The following is a 15,722-nucleotide window of genomic DNA, read 5'->3' as shown; positions in this document are numbered from 1 at the left end:
CACTGGAACTCCCCATGACCAGCGCCATGTACTCTCACTCCGTTCCCGTGCTCAAGCAAATGCTGACCGCCCTGAAAACCATCCTGGGGCAGGCTGCCGCGCACGCCAGCGAAAAGTCGATCGAGCCCGACGCCTTGCTTCAGGCTCGCCTGTTTCCCGACATGTTTCCCCTGCTCAAGCAGGTGCAGATTGCCGCCGATTTTTCGCGCGGCATCACGGCGCGCCTGGCGGGCGTGGAGGTGCCCAGCTTTGAGGGCCAAGAGAAGACTTTTGCCGATCTGGACGCGCTGCTGACCCAGACCCTGGCCTTTCTGGACAGCGTGAAGGCCGACCAGTTTGAGGGCAAGGAGAGCAGCGAAATTGTTTTGCGTCCCGGTACACCCAAAGAGAAGAAGCTGAGCGGGCAGACCTACCTGGCCAACTACGGTTTGCCGCAATTCTTCTTTCATGTGACCACCGCCTACGACATCCTGCGCCACAACGGCGTGGCCATCGGCAAGCGCGACTACATGGGCTCGTATTGAGCGGCGCGGGCTGAATACATCCCTGACCCACGCAAGACCCCATCCCGCATGATTCTTCTGTTCACCTACGGCACGCTCAAGTCGGGCTTTTGCAACGCGCACATCAACACCGGCGAGCGCGTTCCAGGCAGGTACCGCACGCGCGACCGGCTGCCGTTTTATCTGATGAACGATGGCCACGTGCCCTGCGTGATCCTGCAGCCTGGCGACGGGCACCCCGTGATGGGCGAGCTGTACCGCGCGAGCCCCGAGGCACTGGCCGCCATGGACCGGCTCGAGCGCATCGGCGAGGCAGGAGGGTACACGCGGGCCACCGTTGAACTGGAGCGCGTGAATGGCAAAGCGCCCGAGTTCGTGACAGCCGACATCTACGTGCGACTGCCCGCCGACGTTCAGCCGGGTGAGCAGCGCTCGGAATGGCTCAGCGAGTACACGCTGGAGCACGAGGTCAAGTTCGTCTGGTGATGCCGGTGGGTTGCCAGCGCTGGCTGGCGGCTCAGAGCCGCGCCGCCAGCCGGGCGGCCTGGTCGATCGCGCGCTTGGCGTCGAGCTCGCCAGCCTCCAGCGCTCCACCGATCACGTGCACGGTTTTCCCGCCTGAAATGAGCTCATCGGCCAAGGTGCGCAGCGGCACCTGCCCGGCACAGAGCACCACCGTGTCGCAGGCGATCCAGGTCGGGTTTTCCCGATTTTCGCCGTGCGACACCAGCAGACCTTCGTCGCCGATGCGCTCGTAGTTCACGCCGCCAATCATGCGCACGTTCTTGTGCTTCAAGGCGGTGCGGTGGATCCAGCCAGTGGTCTTGCCCAGACCGGCGCCGAGCTTGCCGGCCTTGCGCTGCAAGAGCGTGACCTGGCGCGCGGGCGGGCTGACCGCCGGCGCCTCAGGGCTGAGGCCTCCGGGTGCGGCAGCCGGGTCGGCCACGCCCCACTCGGCCTGCCAGGCCGACAGGTCGAGCGTGGTGGAAGTGCCGCTGTGCACCAGGTACTCGGCCACGTCGAAGCCGATGCCGCCCGCGCCCACGATGGCCACGCGCTCGCCCACCGGTTTGTGCTCGCGCAACACCTCGATGTAGCTCAACACCTTGGGGTGATCCTGCCCCGGAATCTTCGGGTCGCGCGGCGTCACGCCGGTGGCCACGATCACCTCATCGAAACCCGCCAGATCGGCTGGGGTCGCGCGCTGGCCAAGGTGCAGCGACACCCCGGTGGTCTCCACGCGGCGCTGCAGGTAGCGCAGCATTTCAAAGAACTCTTCCTTGCCGGGCACCTGTTTGGCCATGTTGAGCTGGCCGCCGATGGTGCTGGCGGCGTCGAACAGATGCACCTCGTGCCCGCGCTCGGCCGCCAGGGTGGCGGCGGTGAGGCCGGCCGGACCGCCACCGACCACGGCCAGGCGCTTTTTCTTCACCACCGGATGAAACACCAGCTCGGTCTCGCGGCAGGCACGCGGGTTGACCAGGCAACTCGCTGTCTTGTTCACGAACACATGATCCAGGCAGGCCTGGTTGCAGGCGATGCAAGTGTTGATGAGGTCGCTCTGCCCGCGCGCCGCCTTGTTCACAAAATCGGCATCGGCCAGCAGCGGGCGCGCCATGGACACCATGTCGGCCGCGCCTTCGGCCAGCAGCTGCTCGGCCACCTCGGGGGTGTTGATGCGGTTGCTGGTGACCAGCGGCGTGGTGATGCCGGCGCTGGCGAATTCGGCCTTCATCTTCTGCGTGACCCAGGCAAAGGCTGCCCGCGGCACGCTGGTGGCAATCGTCGGAATGCGCGCTTCGTGCCAGCCGATACCGGTGTTGATGATGCTGGCGCCGCCCTGTGCCACCGCCTTGCCGAGCTGCACCACTTCGTCCCAGCTGCTGCCACCGGGCACCAGATCGATCATGGACAGGCGGTAGATGACGATGAAATCACGCCCCACGGCCTCGCGCGTGCGCGCCACGATCTCCAGCGGCAGGCGCATGCGGTTCGAATAGTCGCCGCCCCATTCGTCGGTGCGGTGGTTGGTCGCCAGACTCAGGAACTGGTTGACGAAGTAGCCCTCGGAGCCCATGATTTCCACGCCGTCGTAGCCGGCTTCCCGCGCCTTGGCCGCGCAGTTCACGAACGCGCGGATCTGCCGCTCCACGCCGCGCGAGGTGAGTGCAAACGGGGTGAACGGCGAGATGGGCGACTTCAGGCGTGAGGGCGCCACCGCCAGCGGGTGGTAGCCGTAGCGCCCGGTGTGCAGGATCTGCAGCGCGATCTTGCCGCCGGCCTGGTGCACCGCGTCGGTCACCACGCGGTGGCGCCGGGCGGCGCCCGAGGTGGCCAGCATGCCGGCGAAGGGCTTGGTCCAGCCGGCGATGTTGGGCGAGAACCCGCCGGTCACCATCAGGCCCACGCCGCCCTCGGCGCGCTCTCGGAAATACGCCGCCAGCTTGGACAGGTCGCGCCCTTCTTCCAGCCCGGTGTGCATGGAACCCATAAGCACCCGGTTTTTCAGCGTGGTGAAGCCCAGGTCCAGCGGAGCCAGCAGATGGGGGTACGGGGAAGCGGCGGGATTGACAGTCATGAGAGCAGGCGTGGTCGTTGAATGCGCTGCGCCAGGCAACGCGGACCGCACAGCCTACCTGCTGGCGCGCACAGCGCGTAGAGGGCGCAACCCATGGATGCCCGACAATAGCGGCCATGAAACACCTCTCTCCCAAGGAAGCCTGGACCTGGCTGCAAGCCGAGCAGGCCAGGCGCGAAGCCGCCGGGCTGGAGGGGCCGCTGTTTGTCGACGTGCGCATGGAGATCGAGTCGCTTTACGTGGGGCGCCCGCCCGGTGTGGAGAACATCCCCTGGTACGAATACCCCGACCTCACGCCCGACCCCGAACGCTTTGCGGCAGCCGTGACCGCCGAAGCAGGAGACAAAGAGCGCCCCGTGCTGCTGATCTGCCGCAGCGGCAAGCGCACGCTGGACGCCGGCCAGGCGTTGGAGGCTGCTGGCTTTTCCGAGGTGGCGCACGTGGTGCACGGTTTCGAAGGCGATCTCAACGAGGCCTTCAAGCGCTCGTCCATCAACGGCTGGCGTCACGACGGGCTGCCCTGGGAACAGATGTGAACGGGTCGGCGTGGACCTGATCGACATCGCGCCCGCCGGCGAAACGCTGGAGACCTGCGCCGGCGTGCTGCAGGAGGTGTTTGGCTACGACGCGTTTCGCGGGCCACAGGCGCAGATCGTCACGCACGTGAGCGAAGGCGGCGACGCGCTGGTGCTCATGCCCACGGGCGGTGGCAAGTCGCTGTGTTACCAGGTGCCGGCGATCGTGCGCGCCCGTGCGGGCCAGGGCCTCACCGTGGTGGTCTCGCCACTGATCGCGCTCATGCACGACCAGGTGGGCGCGCTGCTGGAAGCGGGCGTGGCCGCGGCTTTTCTCAATTCCAGCCTGAGCAGCGAAGACGCGCAGCGCGTTGAAAAAGAAATGCTGCGCGGCGAGATCACGCTGCTGTATGCAGCGCCCGAGCGCCTGACCACACCGCGCTTCCTCGCCCTGCTCGACTCGCTGCACGAGCGCGGCCAGCTCAGCCTGTTCGCCATCGACGAGGCACATTGCGTGAGCCAGTGGGGCCACGATTTCCGACCCGAATACCGCGGCCTGGTGGTGCTGCACGAACGGTTCGCGGGTGTGCCGCGCGTGGCCCTCACCGCCACCGCCGACGACCTGACCCGCGCCGACATCGTCGAGCGGCTGCAACTGCAGGAAGCGCGCACCTTCATCAGCAGCTTCGACCGCCCCAACATCCGCTACACCATCGTCGAGAAGAAAGACGGCACGCAGCAGCTGCTGCGTTTCATCCGCGATGAGCACAGCAGCACCCAGGGACACGATGCCGGCATCGTCTACTGCCAGTCGCGCAAGCGGGTGGAAGAAGTGGCGGGGCTGCTGCGCGAGGCCGGCTTCAACGCCCTGCCCTACCACGCCGGACTGGATTCGATGACACGTCAGAACCACCAGGACCGCTTCCTGCGGGAAGAGGGCCTGATCATGGTGGCCACCATCGCCTTCGGCATGGGCATCGACAAGCCCGACGTGCGCTTCGTCGCCCACCTGGACATGCCCAAGAACATTGAGGGCTACTACCAGGAAACCGGTCGCGCCGGCCGCGACGGCGAGGCCGCCAATGCCTGGATGACCTACGGCCTGCAAGACGTGGTGAACCAGCGCCGCATGATCGACGAAAGTCCGGCAGCCGACGAGTTCAAACAGGTGCTGCGCGGCAAGCTCGACGCGTTGTTGACGCTGGCCGAGGCGAGCGATTGCCGAAGGGTTCGGTTGCTCGGCTACTTCGGTGAAAACTACCCAACCCCCGACGTGCGAGCCGACGGCCGAAGCGCCGGGCCGCCCCAGGCAAGGCCAGCCCCCCTGGGGGGCAGCGACGGACACGAAGTGCCGAGCGTGGGGTCTCAATGCGGCAATTGCGACAACTGTTTGAAACCGCCCGAGCTGATCGATGCCACCGAGGCCGCGCGCAAAATCCTCTCCTGCATCTACCGCGTACAGCAAGCCAGTGGCACGGCGTTTGGCGCCGGTCACATCATGGACATCCTGCGCGGCAAGCAGACTGAGAAGATGGCGCAGCACGGGCACGACAAGCTCTCCACCTTCGGCATCGGCATCGACTGGTCGGAAACGCAGTGGCGCGCGCTGTTGCGCCAGTTGATCGCCCGCGAAGCGGTGCAGGTCGATGCCGCGCATTTCAACACCTTGCACCTGGCCGAGGGCGCGCGCGACATCTTGAAGGGCGGCGCGCAGGTGTGGGTGAAGCTGGCGAGTGAAAAGCCCTCCCGAGTGCGAAGTGGCCGCAGCAGTTCCAGGAAAGACGTGGCGCCCGACGGCCAGCCGCTGAGTCTGGCCGAGCGAGAGTGCCTGGACGCGCTCAAGGCCTGGCGCGCCGAGGTGGCGCGGGAACACAACCTGCCCGCCTTCGTGATCTTCCACGATGCCACACTGCGCGAACTGGCCGTTCAACAACCGCGCTCGATGGCCGATCTGGATGGCATCACCGGTATCGGCCAGAAAAAGCGCGAAGCCTACGGCGTCGAGGTGCTGCGCGTGGTGAGTGCTTTTGGGTAAATGGGCCGCCCGGTCCACGGCAGGCAAGCGAGAACCATCGACTGATGGTCTGATTTCTGAATGACCGTCCGTCGGGGCGTGTGCATTTTTTCCGTTCTTCCTACTTAAGGGTTGAGGGTGTGGGCCGAAGTGAAGGTGCAGCCGGCAAATGTCTTGCCCGCGCGTTCTGCGATCACTTCCGGAGTCCCACCATGTTCTTCAAGCTGCCCTGGTTCAACAAAGCCAAGAGCGACAACTACCATGACACGCAGGTGCTGGAGATGGACTTTCTGGTGGATGAGTTCGAAGACGCCATGTCGGATATCCAGGACCCGCTGCGCACCCGACTCAGGGCCGCTCTGATCGGCTGCGAAACCCCGAAAGACCTGTGGTTTTTGCGCGGCAAGCTGCACAACCTGATTTCCAAACACCACTGCGAGCAGATCGCCCGCGAGCGCGTGGGCCGGCTGGATCAGAAGATGCAGTTTTTCGTCGCCCACCACCCAGACTATGACGCCGAGGAGCTGCCGTCTGGGCCAATGGCGTTGCTGCATTGACCCACCCCCGCGCCGCACCTGCGGTGCGTCACCCCCTCAAGGGGGCGGCACTGGCGGCCTGGCAAAGCCGGTTCCGCGGTGCCCTGGAACAAGACATTGCGCGCCGGTACGCTCTGTGAGGTTGAAGGGTGTTGACTTAGAACATCGCGGAACTGGCTTTGCAAGGCCGCAGATGTTGCCCCCTGGGGGGTGACGCGATGAAAGCGCGGCGCGGGGGGCCTATCTAGAAGCCGATTTTTCTGGCTTCGCGCACCTCGGGCTTGATGCGGTGCTCGGCTTCGAGCTGGGCCAGGAATTCAACGGGCTCCAGGGTTTCACCGAGGATGTCGACCTGGCGTTTGACAGCCGCAAAGTCGCCGGGGCAGAGCTGGTCGAGGCGGGCCAGACGCTGGGCCAGCTCGGGCTCGAGGCGAGTCGCCTCTCCACCCAGGGCTTCCACGACAAACATGGTTTCGCGCTGCTCGGCGCTCAGCGGCCGGAAGCGGATCTTGAAGGTGAAGCGCCGCAACGCCGCCTGGTCGATGCTGTCCATCAGGTTGGTGGTGCAGATGAAGATGCCGCTGTAGCGCTCCATGCCCTGCAGCATCTCGTTGACCTCGGTCACTTCGTAAGTGCGCTGCGCCCCGCGGCGGTCTTGCAGGAAGCTGTCGGCCTCATCCAGCAGCAGCACCGCCTTCTCCGCCTCAGCCTCTCGGAACATGGCCGCCATCTGCTGCTCGGTCTCACCCACGAACTTGCTGACCAGGTCGCTGGCGCGGCGGATCATGAGCGGGCGCTCCAGCTGCTGCGTCAGGTGCTCGGCCAGCGCGGTCTTGCCGGTGCCGGGAGCGCCGTGGAAACACAGGCAACCGTGACCACGCGCCTTGAGCGCGGTGATGATGCGCGGGATCTCGTAGCGCGTCTCCACATTGAGCATCGCCAGACTGTATTGCGTGACGCTGGGTCGCTGGGCCACATCGGGCGCACGGCCCAGGGCCAGATCGGCGTGCTTGAGCTGGCGCTCGATGAGGTCGTCAAGCAGCGGCGCGGCCTTGCGACCGCGCCGCGCGGGGGACTTGGCTGGCCCGGCAGCGAGCTGGGCGAAGCGAACCGCGGTTCGGATCTGAGCCGGGGTCAGGCCCTTGCGCTCGGTCAGGCGGGCCACCAGCGCTTCGGATACCGCCACGTCTTCCAGCGTCTTGCGCACCAGCTGCTCGCGCGCGCCCGGCGGCGGACTCTTGAGTTCGAGGTGGTAGGCGAAGCGGCGGCGGAAGGCCGGGTCGATCTGCTCGATGCGGTTGGTGACCCACAGCGTGGGCACGGCGTTGGATTCCAGGATCTGGTTCACCCAGGCTTTGCCGCTGACGCTGCCGGTGTGCGGCGCAGCCACATGCTCGGCGCGCGCCATGAGCTGGGCCGCCTCACTGGAGATGGGCGGGAACACGTCTTCCACCTCGTCGAACAGCAGCGCCGAGTGCGCCGTGCCTTTGAGGAACACCTGGGCAATCTGCAGCGAGCGGTAGCGGTCGCGCCCACTGAGCGCGTTGCCGTCGCGGTCGGCGTACTCCACTTCAAACAGCTCCAGCCCCGCCGCCTGCGCGACCACGCGTGCCAGTTCGGTCTTACCGGTGCCAGGCGGGCCGTAGACCAGCACGTTCACACCCAGCTCCTTGCGCGCCACCGCTTCGCGCAGCAGGCCGCAGAGCAGGCGCACGTCATCGCCCACAAACGCAAAATCCTTATCGGTCAGGGCGGAGCGCGAAGCCGGCCGGGTGAACACCGCCATGAGTTCGCTCTGGGTCTGGTACTCGCGCATCAACACCGGCGGCAACTTCTCGCTCACTTTCATCAGGTCGGCCAGGTCGGTGATGTTGTGCTCGGAGATCAGGTTTTCCACCATGCCGATGCGTTCCAGCCGCGAGCCCACGCGCAGCGCCTCGCCCACCTCGCTGGCCTTCACGCCAGCCACGTCGGCGATCGCAGCGTATGCCTCGGGGGCGTTGTTTACCTTGAACTCGACCAGGATGGAGCGCAGATCGCGCTGGTAGCGCGCCAGCGTGCCGTAAAGCAGCAGCGCGCGCTCGGCCCGATTGAGCTGCAGCAGGCCGGCCAGGGCGTCGATGTTTTTTTCCACCAGGGTGGACTGCTTCTTGAGCGCCTGGCTCAGCCAGTCGCCGGTGACGGCGAGCACCGAGAGCAGGTCCTTGGGGGACTCCTTGGCGTATTCGTCAAGGTAAAAGAACAGCGTGCCTTCTTCGTAGGGACCGCGCCAGACACCATAGCGCTCCATGAAGGCGGCGGTACCCAGGCGCTCCTGGCCAGCCCAGAGCTCGTTGTCCTTGCAGCGGCGGCCAAGAAATTCACGGACCCGACCCAGCACCGTCTGGGGCCAGACCAGGTGCCGACCCGCCAGCGAAAGCAGGGTGTTGAGGTCGCGCCGCACATTGAAGCGTGGTCCCTGCCGCGCGGCCAGGGTGAGCACGAAATGCGAACACATGAGGTCGAGCACCGGCGCCTGGCGCAGCCCGTGCGGCACGAAGACGCGCCCTTCGCGCGCCTCGCTGCCAGGGCGCACCGCAGCACCCATTGGCTCCACCATGCGTTTGCTCATTCAAAAACCTCCAGAACAACGATGCCGCATTCCTTCGACGAGACCCATCGGGCGCCGTGTCGAGGCGCCAGCGCGACAAGCCTTGGGGGCCACTGCCCCGCTGTTCAGGCGGACCATAACTCAGCTTGCACCAACATGGAAGAGATGCAAGCGAGGAGGTGCAGCAGTTTGTATGGCCTTTTTCGTGGGCCGTGCAAATCACACGCTGCAGCGCGGGCAAGCCACAATGGCGCCATGTTGCAACTCACCGACATTGAAGCCGCCGCCGACCGCCTGAAGGGCCAGGTGCTGGACACGCCGTTCGTCGAATCCCGCACGCTTTCGCAGCTGCTGGGTTGCACGGTGTTTCTGAAGTTCGAGAATCTCCAATACACCGCCTCGTTCAAGGAGCGCGGCGCCTGCAACAAGCTTGCGCAGCTGAGCGACGCCGAACGGGCACGCGGCGTGGTGGCCATGAGCGCGGGCAACCATGCCCAGGGCGTGGCCTACCATGCGCAGCGCCTGGGACTGCGGGCGGTGATCGTCATGCCGCGCTTCACACCCGGTGTGAAGGTCGAGCGCACGCGCGGCTTCGGTGCCGAGGTGGTGCTGCACGGCGACACGCTGGAAGAAGCGCGCAGCCACGCCCACTCCTTGGCCGAGCAGCAGGGGCTGGTGTTTGTGCACCCCTACGACGACGAGGCCATCATCGCGGGCCAGGGCACGGTGGCGCTGGAGATGCTGCGCGTACAGCCCGATCTGGACACGCTGGTGGTGGCGATCGGCGGTGGCGGGCTGATGGCCGGCATGGCCACGGTGGCGCGAGCGCTGAAGCCCGGCATCGAGATCGTGGGCGTGCAGGCCGAGCGTTTCCCCGCCATGGTCAACGCCATCAAGGGCACCCACCTGCCGCAGGGCAGCAGCACCATCGCTGAAGGCATTGCCGTGGGCACGCCGGGCGGGCTGACCCAGGCCATCATCCGAGAGCGGGTGGACGACCTGCTGCTGGTCGATGAGGGCGACATTGAGCAGGCCATCGTGATGCTGCTGGAGATCGAGAAGACCCTGGTCGAAGGCGCGGGTGCCGCTGGTCTGGCCGCGCTGATCCGACACCCGGCGCGCTTCGCTGACAAGCGGGTGGGGCTGGTGCTTTGCGGCGGCAACATCGACCCGCTGCTGCTGGCCTCCATCATCGAGCGCGGCATGGTGCGCGCCGGGCGGCTGGCACGCATCGAGGTGAGTGCTCGCGATGTGCCGGGCAATCTGGCGCGCATCACCGCGATCGTGGCCGATGCCGGCGCCAACATCGACGAGGTACACCACCAGCGCGCGTTCACCCTGCTGGCGGCGCAGAACGTCGCCATCGAACTGGTGGTGCAAGCACGCGGACGGGAGCACACGACCCAGGTGATCGAGCTGTTGCAAGCCGCCGGCTTCGACGCGCGGCTGGTCTGACACCCGTGGTGCCGAGGCGAGGCCGCCGGCATCTTCCGTGCACCGGCTTTCTGCAGGCGGCATCTTTCATCCTCTGACGGCATTGATCCGCGTCCAACCGGCTTGGGTTGACTTGGCAAATGGCACTGGGTCATCATGGACCTGTCTGCAACTGTGCACAGGAGATGAATGATGAACATGACCGCCCTCTGGGATTCGCTGCAGAGTTCGCTCGGTGCACACATTCCGCAACTGTTCGGCGCGCTGGCCATCTTCGTCCTGGGCTGGGTCGTGGCCGTGCTGGTGCGCGCCGGCGTTCGCCGCAGCCTGGGCTTCATTGGCGTGAATCACCGCTTTGGCAAGCTCACCGGCAAAGGTGTGGACATCGAAGGCGCGGTGGCGCTGGGGCTGTTCTGGGTGGTGATCTTGCTGACGCTGGCCGCCGTGTTCAATTCGCTGGACTTGGCCCTGGTCTCTGGTCCCTTTGCCGCGCTCACCACCCAGCTTTTCGAGTACGCGCCGCGCCTGCTCGCCGGCCTGCTGCTGGCCCTGGTGGGCTGGTTGGCCGCCAGCGTGGTGCGCGCCGTGGCACAGCGACTGCTGGACAAGACCACGCTGGACGAAAAGCTGTCGGAACACGCCGACATGGCGCCCATCAGCGAAGGCCTGGCCAGTGCCCTGTTCTGGCTGGTGATCCTGCTGTTTGTGCCTGCGGTCCTGGGCGCGCTGCAAATGGACGGTTTGCTCGACCCGCTGCGCGCGATGATCGCCAAGACGCTGGACATGGTGCCCAACGCGGTGGCCGCGCTGGTGATCGGTGGTGTGGGCTGGATCGTGGCCACCGTGTTGCGCAACCTCGTCACCAACCTCTCTCGTACGGCCGGGGTGGACAAGCTGGGCGACCAGGCCGGCATGGCGCCGAGCGTGAAGACCTCCAGCGTGCTGGGCCTGCTGGTGTTTGTGGTGGTTTTCGTGCCCTCGCTGATCGCCGCGCTCGATGCGCTGAAGATCGAGGCCATCTCGCGCCCGGCCACCGACATGCTGGCCATGCTGCTTGACGGTGTGCCACACATCATTGCGGCCGGTCTCATTCTCGTCATCACCTGGCTCGTGGCCTCGTTCGCCTCCAAGCTCCTGGCCAGCGTGCTGGCCGCGCTGGGCTTTGACACCCTGCCTGCGCGCGTGGGTCTGGCGCACGCCTTCGAGAGCACGCCGGCCTCGACGGTGGTGGGGCGCGTGGCACTGTTCTTCGCCATGCTGTTCGCCACTGTTGAAGCCGCCGCCCAGCTTGGTTTTGGCCAGGTGAGCGACCTCGTGAGCAGCTTCATCCGCTTTGGTGGCGACATCCTGCTGGGATCGGCCATTCTCGTGATCGGCTTCTGGCTGGCCAACCTGGCGCACGACGCCATTGACCGCACCAGTGGCGCCAGGAGCCAGGGCCTGGCGCGCATCGGTCGCTACGCCATCCTGGCGCTGGTGCTGGCAATGGGCCTGCGCGCCATGGGCATCGCCGACGACATCGTCAACCTTGCCTTCGGTCTCACGCTGGGCGCGATCGCCGTGGCCGTGGCGCTGTCGTTCGGCCTGGGCGGCCGCGAAGCGGCCGGCAAGCTGATGGACCACTGGCTCTCCAGGTTCCGCAAGGAGGAGTGAGCCGCTCTCGGGCCTGGGAGGTCTCGGCGCCGGTGAAATGGCTCACTTCAGGCGGCGTGCCATCGCCCCGCTGATGCGCCTCAACAACCACTTGGGCGCGGCGCGTCCGGCGGTGGTGACGGCCTGGTTCACCCACCCCGGGACACAGATGACATCCCCTCGCATGCAGGCCTGGTAGCCCTGCTGGGCGACGGCATCTGCGTCCCCGATCAGAAAGCCCGGCAGCGCGGCCAGCGCCTCGCGCTCGGCGGCGGCGCTGCGCAGCATCTCGGTGGCGGTGATGCCAGGGCACAGGGCGGTGAAGCTCACGCCGGTGCCCTTGAACTCCTCAGACAAGGATTCGGTGAGGGACAGCACATAGGCCTTGGTAGCGGCGTAGACAGCCAGGGAAGGCACGGGCTGGAACGCAGCGATCGAGGCCACGTTGAGGATGCGCCCCTGACCACGAGACACCATGGCCGGCGCGAACTCGGCCACCAGGGCCGTGAGCCCCATGACATTGAGATCGATCATGCTGCGCTGCTGCGTCTGGCCGATGCTGCTGAAGGCGCCGGTGTGCAAAACGCCAGCGCAGTTGACCAGCACATCGATGGGCCGCCGCGCACGGCGCATGGCGGCTGCCAGCTGCCGAGGCGCATTGGCATCCGACAGGTCGCAAGCCACCGGCCAGGTCTTCACGCCGTGCGACGCGGTCAGACGGTCTGCCAGCGCCTGCAATCGCCCGACGCCGCGGGCGACCAGCACCAGGTTGAAGTCCGCCCGCGCAAATTGATCGGCCAACGCGGCGCCGATGCCCGACGAGGCGCCCGTGATCAAGACCGTCTGAGCTCGCTGGCCTGGTGTTGCCATGTCGGAATTCCTTCCACAAGTCAAAGGGTTGGGACGATCCACGCCGGGGCATGTCTGGATAGGATAGTCCTGTCCCCCCCTGAACACCCGATGCACGAGGATCCCCGCCATGAAGGCCCACCCAACAGCGCCCACTCCAGTGACCAAGCAAACCCTGGAGAGCCTCCTGAAAGACTGGTTCGCACCCTGGGTCCAGGCGCTTGACTTGCGCGTGGAATCGTTCGAGATCGGGGCAGTCAGCCTGCGGTTGCCTCAGCAGGCGGCACTCAGCCGCATTGGCGGCATGGTTTGTGGCCAGGCGCTGATGTCGGCCGCCGACACCGCCATGGTGCTGGCCATCGTGACCCATCTTGGCAGCGAGCGGCCCATGACCACGGTGCAACTCAACACCAGCTTCCTCAAGCCACTGTCCAACCAGGACGCCCTGGTCACCGCCCGCGTCATCCGCGCTGGCAAAAGCCTGGTGTTCGGTGAGATCGACATCGTGGCAGCCAGCGACGGCAAGAGCGTTTGCCGGGCCAGCACCACCTATGCCCTGTTGTAAGCCCTTCTCCCTTTGCTGCTCTTACAATCACGAGTTATTCGCGTATTCATCCGGAGCCCCCATGTCGCAATCCGAACACAAGACCCCAGACGACCAGCCTCAGGACGTGGTCGAGTCCATCGTGCCGCTGATGCCCATCGTCTTGCCGGTGGCCGGCGCGGTGCTGATCTTTTTGCTGGCCTTCATTGCCGTGTTCATGGCCTGAAGCACCCCGCGACCAAGCAAGCCGAACGCCCGACAGGGCCTTCGGCTTTTTTCTTGTTCGTTCGCCGGGCGCCCCCATGCGATTCGTCACGCAAACCTGTTTTCGGCATCAGGTTATGCGGGTTTTGCATGTAACAGCGCTGTAACCACCGCGGGCCCTTCTTAAAATGGGCACATAGGCCGACCCGCGAAACGCAGCCCAGGTCCACAGACTTGGTGTTGCGCCCACCCTGCTGCATCCGTTACCCGCACCGCAGCCCCGAGCGCCGACCGCCGTTTTTGCACGCGAGCCCCTCGACAGCCGCCCGCCCACGATGCCCGTGGTCAGCGGCTGTTGGCGTCTGGTGTGCGCGCCGATCCGATCTTTAGCCTGGAGCCATTTCCATGAACTCACCCGTGATGCAGGGCCTGAACCTCAACACACCGGCCTACGTCAAACATGCCCGCCTGATTGCCTGGGTGGCCGACATGGTCGCGCTTTGCAAGCCGGCCGATGTGGTCTGGTGCGATGGCAGCGAAGCCGAATACCAGCGCCTGTGTCAGGAGCTGGTGGCCGCTGGCACCTTCAAGCCGCTGAACCCGGCCAAGCGCCCAGGCAGCTACCTCGCCTGGTCGGACCCGTCGGATGTGGCAAGGGTGGAAGACCGCACCTACATCTGCTCGGACAAGAAGGAAGATGCCGGTCCGACCAACAACTGGATGGCCCCAGCCGAGATGCGCCAGACGCTGCAGCCGCTGTTTGACGGCTGCATGGCCGGGCGCACCATGTACGTGGTGCCGTTCAGCATGGGCCCGCTGGGTTCGCACATCGCCCACATTGGCGTGGAACTGACCGACAGCGCCTATGTGGCAGTGAACCAGAAGCTCATGACCCGCATGGGCAAGGCCGTGTTCGACGTGCTCGGCACCGACGGCGAATTTGTGCCCTGCATGCACACGGTGGGCGCGCCGCTGGCCGAGGGCGAAAAGGACACGACCAGCTGGCCTTGCAACCCGAAGGTCAAGTACATCGTGCACTACCCGGAGTCGCGCGAGATCTGGAGTTATGGCTCGGGCTACGGTGGCAACGCACTGCTGGGCAAGAAGTGCCTGGCGCTGCGAATCGCCTCCACCATGGGCCGCGACCAGGGCTGGCTGGCCGAGCACATGCTGATCCTGGGCGTGACGAACCCGCAGGGCAAGAAGTACCACGTGGCCGCGGCATTTCCGAGCGCCTGTGGCAAGACCAACTTCTCCATGCTGGTCCCGCCCGAGAGCGCATTCGCGGGCTGGACAGTGACCACCATCGGCGACGACATCGCCTGGATCAAGCCGCACGCCGATGGCAAGCTCTACGCCATCAACCCGGAAGCGGGTTACTTCGGCGTGGCGCCGGGCACCAACATGCACACCAACCCGAACTGCATGCGCTCGCTGGACAAGAACGTGATCTTCACCAACGTGGCGCTTACCGACGACGGCGACGTGTGGTGGGAAGGCATGGAGAAAGACACCGGCCAACTGCCCGATCACCTGATCGACTGGCAGGGCAACGACTGGACACCGGCCATCGCCAGGGAAAAGGGCAGCAAGGCTGCGCACCCGAACTCGCGCTTCACCGTGGCCGCCACCAACAACCCCGCGCTCGACCCCCAGTGGGACGACCCGGCCGGTGTGGCCATCGATGCCTTCATTTTTGGCGGCCGCCGCTCCACCACCGTGCCACTGGTGACCGAGGCTCGCACCTGGATGGAAGGGGTCTACATGGCCGCGACCATGGGCAGCGAGACCACCGCCGCCGCGTTCGGCGCTCAGGGCGTGGTGCGGCGCGATCCGTTTGCCATGCTGCCGTTCTGCGGCTACAACATGAGCGACTATTTCCAGCACTGGCTGGATATGGAGAAGAAGCTGGAAAGCATGGGCCACACCCTGCCCAAGATCTTCTGCGTCAACTGGTTCCGCAAGAACGCCGAGGGCAAGTTCGTCTGGCCCGGCTACGGCGAGAACATGCGCGTGCTGAAGTGGATGATCGACCGGCTCGAAGGCAAGGCCCAGGGCGAAGCCACCATGTTCGGCGTCGCGCCTGCGTTCAGCGAAATGAACTGGACAGGCCTGGACTTCAGCGCCGAGCAGTTCCAGACCGTGACGAGCATCGACAAGGCGGCGTGGACCGAAGAGCTCAAGCTGCACGACGCCCATTTTGAGCAGCTGGCCTACCACCTGCCGCCAGCGTTGGTGAACACCAAGGCCGAACTGGAGAAGCGCCTGGCCACTCTGGCCTGAGGCGAATAAAAAAAGAAGCCACCGCAACCCGGTGGCTTCT

13 protein-coding genes are annotated in these 15,722 nt (G+C 65.8%); 10 read left to right on the top strand and 3 right to left on the bottom strand.

Annotated elements, in window-relative coordinates:
• Positions 1–14: 14 nt before the first annotated feature.
• Positions 15–524 carry a DUF1993 family protein gene (locus tag QUV25_RS16055; protein WP_300865437.1) on the top strand — a complete coding sequence of 170 codons (510 nt, stop codon included), beginning with the start codon at positions 15–17 and terminating at the stop codon, positions 522–524.
• A gap of 48 nt (positions 525–572) precedes the next feature.
• Positions 573–989: a gamma-glutamylcyclotransferase gene (locus tag QUV25_RS16050; RefSeq protein WP_300865436.1), complete on the top strand. Its 417-nt coding sequence runs from the start codon at positions 573–575 to the stop codon at positions 987–989.
• Between the two features lie 31 nt (positions 990–1,020).
• On the opposite strand, the gene QUV25_RS16045 is transcribed toward QUV25_RS16050, so the two are convergent.
• Positions 1,021–3,081 carry an NADPH-dependent 2,4-dienoyl-CoA reductase gene (locus tag QUV25_RS16045; protein ID WP_300865434.1) on the bottom strand — a complete coding sequence of 687 codons (2,061 nt, stop codon included), beginning with the start codon at positions 3,079–3,081 and terminating at the stop codon, positions 1,021–1,023.
• A gap of 116 nt (positions 3,082–3,197) precedes the next feature.
• On the opposite strand from QUV25_RS16045, the gene QUV25_RS16040 reads away from it, so the two are divergent.
• The 3 genes from QUV25_RS16040 (at position 3,198) to QUV25_RS16030 (ending at position 6,167) form a co-directional block, all read left to right on the top strand.
• On the top strand, positions 3,198–3,617 hold the full coding sequence (locus QUV25_RS16040; RefSeq protein ID WP_300865432.1) for a rhodanese-like domain-containing protein: 420 nt from the start codon (positions 3,198–3,200) through the stop codon (positions 3,615–3,617).
• A gap of 16 nt (positions 3,618–3,633) precedes the next feature.
• On the top strand, positions 3,634–5,631 hold the full coding sequence (locus QUV25_RS16035) for a RecQ family ATP-dependent DNA helicase (RefSeq protein ID WP_300865523.1): 1,998 nt from the start codon (positions 3,634–3,636) through the stop codon (positions 5,629–5,631).
• 191 nt (positions 5,632–5,822) lie between these two features.
• Positions 5,823–6,167: a hypothetical protein gene (locus QUV25_RS16030; protein ID WP_300865431.1), complete on the top strand. Its 345-nt coding sequence runs from the start codon at positions 5,823–5,825 to the stop codon at positions 6,165–6,167.
• Positions 6,168–6,390: 223 nt separating this feature from the next.
• Here QUV25_RS16030 and QUV25_RS16025 read toward each other — a convergent pair whose 3' ends face one another.
• Positions 6,391–8,757 (bottom strand): AAA family ATPase, encoded by a 2,367-nt coding sequence (locus QUV25_RS16025; protein WP_300865429.1) that lies wholly within the window; start codon positions 8,755–8,757, stop codon positions 6,391–6,393.
• Positions 8,758–8,991: 234 nt separating this feature from the next.
• On the opposite strand from QUV25_RS16025, the gene QUV25_RS16020 reads away from it, so the two are divergent.
• The gene (locus QUV25_RS16020) at positions 8,992–10,191 is read left to right on the top strand and encodes a threonine ammonia-lyase (RefSeq protein WP_300865427.1); all 1,200 of its coding nucleotides are present in this window, start codon (positions 8,992–8,994) and stop codon (positions 10,189–10,191) included.
• Positions 10,192–10,362: 171 nt separating this feature from the next.
• Positions 10,363–11,823, top strand: a complete 1,461-nt coding sequence (locus tag QUV25_RS16015; protein ID WP_300865425.1) for a mechanosensitive ion channel — start codon at positions 10,363–10,365, stop codon at positions 11,821–11,823.
• Positions 11,824–11,865: 42 nt separating this feature from the next.
• Here QUV25_RS16015 and QUV25_RS16010 read toward each other — a convergent pair whose 3' ends face one another.
• Complete coding sequence (locus QUV25_RS16010) at positions 11,866–12,672, bottom strand: SDR family oxidoreductase (RefSeq protein ID WP_300865423.1); 807 nt, start codon at positions 12,670–12,672, stop codon at positions 11,866–11,868.
• 109 nt (positions 12,673–12,781) lie between these two features.
• On the opposite strand from QUV25_RS16010, the gene QUV25_RS16005 reads away from it, so the two are divergent.
• The 3 genes from QUV25_RS16005 to QUV25_RS15995 all read left to right on the top strand — a co-directional run bounded on the left by QUV25_RS16005 (position 12,782) and on the right by QUV25_RS15995 (position 15,682).
• Positions 12,782–13,216, top strand: a complete 435-nt coding sequence (locus tag QUV25_RS16005) for a PaaI family thioesterase (protein WP_300865422.1) — start codon at positions 12,782–12,784, stop codon at positions 13,214–13,216.
• A gap of 61 nt (positions 13,217–13,277) precedes the next feature.
• Positions 13,278–13,421 carry a hypothetical protein gene (locus QUV25_RS16000; RefSeq protein ID WP_300865421.1) on the top strand — a complete coding sequence of 48 codons (144 nt, stop codon included), beginning with the start codon at positions 13,278–13,280 and terminating at the stop codon, positions 13,419–13,421.
• A gap of 383 nt (positions 13,422–13,804) precedes the next feature.
• Positions 13,805–15,682, top strand: coding sequence for a phosphoenolpyruvate carboxykinase (GTP) (locus QUV25_RS15995; RefSeq protein ID WP_300865419.1), 1,878 nt, complete (start codon positions 13,805–13,807; stop codon positions 15,680–15,682).
• The last annotated feature ends 40 nt before the right edge of the window (positions 15,683–15,722 follow it).

It is taken from the genome of Hydrogenophaga sp., assembly GCF_030373245.1.
In the GTDB taxonomy this organism is placed as follows: domain Bacteria; phylum Pseudomonadota; class Gammaproteobacteria; order Burkholderiales; family Burkholderiaceae_C; genus Hydrogenophaga.
The sequence above is the reverse complement of the archived record's forward strand: the minus strand, read 5'-3'. Positions and strand labels throughout refer to the sequence as shown.